This is a genomic window from Paenibacillus sp. oral taxon 786 str. D14, assembly GCF_000159955.1.
GTDB classification, from domain to species: Bacteria; Bacillota; Bacilli; order Paenibacillales; family Paenibacillaceae; genus Fontibacillus; species Fontibacillus phoenicis.
Window position 1 is genome coordinate 1 of sequence record NZ_GG696022.1, and the last position, 1,531, is coordinate 1,531.

At 49.1% G+C, this 1,531-nt stretch carries 1 protein-coding gene; it reads left to right on the forward strand.

Annotated elements, in window-relative coordinates:
* Positions 1-77 precede the first annotated feature (77 nt).
* On the forward strand, positions 78-1,313 hold the full coding sequence (locus POTG_RS22490) for an ISL3 family transposase (RefSeq protein ID WP_009227154.1): 1,236 nt from the start codon (positions 78-80) through the stop codon (positions 1,311-1,313).
* Positions 1,314-1,531 lie beyond the last annotated feature (218 nt).

Genomic DNA, 1,531 nt, shown 5'->3' on the forward strand with positions numbered 1-1,531 from the left:
CCTTCTTCGCTGTTTAAAGTGCGAACACCTGTCAATACTGGAAATTAAGAGACCAGTAGAGGATGAGGTGTTTTCATATGTTTGTAGCAAATCTTAAGGAAGGTCAGTTGGAAGAACTGCTTCATATTCCCGAGCCGTGGTATATCGATCGGGTTGATTTCAGCCTGGAAGCCAAGCAGTTGGACGTGTATGTCAAGTTTCGTGAGCGGGCGTTGTTTCCTTGTTCGAAGTGTGGAGCCCCAAACCAACCGGTAAGAGATATCGCCAATCATGATCGTACATGGCGTCATCTCAACTTTTTCGAGTATCCGAGTTACATCCATGCTGAACTTCCCAGAACCAACTGCGGGGAGTGTAATACCATCACCCGAGTCAATGTGCCTTGGGCCTTGGATAAACCTAAGCATTACTTTACGCTGCACTTCGATGCGCTCATTATTGCACTAGCTAAGGATATGCCCATGAATGCTGTTAGCCGTTTTGTAGGTGAGCATGACACGCGCTTGTGGCGGATTCTCCATCATTATGTCGATAACGCCATCGCTGCGCAAGATCTAACGTATGTCACGAAAATCAACACCGATGAAACGTCCGCCAAACGCGGGCACAATTACATCACCATCTTCATGGATCCGGAGCAAAAGAACGTCATCTGCGTGACCAAGGGCAAAGATTCCAGCACATGGAGCGAGTGTAAGAAGCAACTGGAAGCCCATGGCGGGAACGCAGAAAACATTACAGAGGTTTGCATGGACATGTCACCCGCCTTCATCAAGGGTGCAGAGGAGAACTTCCCAAAAGCGTCAATCACCTTCGATAAGTTTCATGTCATTCAAGCAGCAAACGAAGCCGTTGATGAAGTCCGCCGTACCGAACGGAAGAGCTGCGCAGAACTAAAAGACACGCGATATATGTGGTTGAAAAACCCGGAAAATCTGACTGCTGCGCAACAAGAAACGATGGCGAAACTGAAGGACTGCGATCTGGATACCGCCAAAGCCTACCGGATGCGGCTGATCCTCCAGGAGATCTATCGCTATCCGGCTGCAATCGCACCCATGGTGCTGCAAGACTGGATTCAGTGGGGACTGCGTTGTCGACTGGCTCCAATGGTCGAAGTCGCCAAAATGCTGCAAAACCACTACGATGGCGTCGTCCGATGGTTTTCATCCAAACTGACAAACGGTCTGCTCGAAGGCGTAAATAGCTTATTTCAAGCGGCCAAACGGAAGGCCCGAGGCTACCGCTCCGAAAAGAACATCATCGCTATGGTCTACGTATTGGCAGGAAAGCTGAACTTCGCCTTGAAATAAGAAAAGAATTGGCAACAGCATGGAGCCACGCATCGCTCGCACCTGAACCAATTCCCTTGTCCAGCACCAGTATGCCCATTTGTAGTCTTGTTTATGCTGCAACAGATGGTGGACGTGGAGCGAAGCATCTATACCAATTCCCTTGTCCGATTTTCAAAGGTTTTCTGGAAATTCGTAGAGCTAATTTTGGCTGGTAGCATCGCTAGTGGCGAAGAGCC